The following is a 305-nucleotide window of genomic DNA, read 5'->3' on the forward strand; positions in this document are numbered from 1 at the left end:
TGGGTGGATCCATTTCATGAGCTAAATCAGCCATATGCTGAAAAGTAGATCCGCTTCCAGCTTCATTTCCCAGTGACCAAATCAATACCGACGGATGGTTTTTATCCCGCTCAATCATACTCCGCAACCTAACGAGTGATGCCGGGAGCCACTGAGGATCACTTTTTGGAAGTTCAGAACGTTTTCCGTGTGATTCCAGATTTGCTTCGACAATAATATATAGCCCATATTTATCCGCTAAATCGTACCACTCGCTCTGATTCGGATAATGCGAGGTACGTACAGCATTTATGTTATGTTTTTTC

At 43.3% G+C, this 305-nt stretch carries 1 protein-coding gene; it reads right to left on the reverse strand.

Going from position 1 to position 305, the window contains the following annotated elements; genetic code table 11:
* The coding region (locus JKP73_RS22565; protein WP_200412028.1) for a glycoside hydrolase family 2 TIM barrel-domain containing protein at positions 1-305 on the reverse strand (305 nt) is incomplete at both ends.

Source organism: Virgibacillus salexigens (assembly GCF_014905415.1).
Classification (GTDB): Bacteria; Bacillota; Bacilli; order Bacillales; family Amphibacillaceae; genus Virgibacillus; species Virgibacillus salexigens.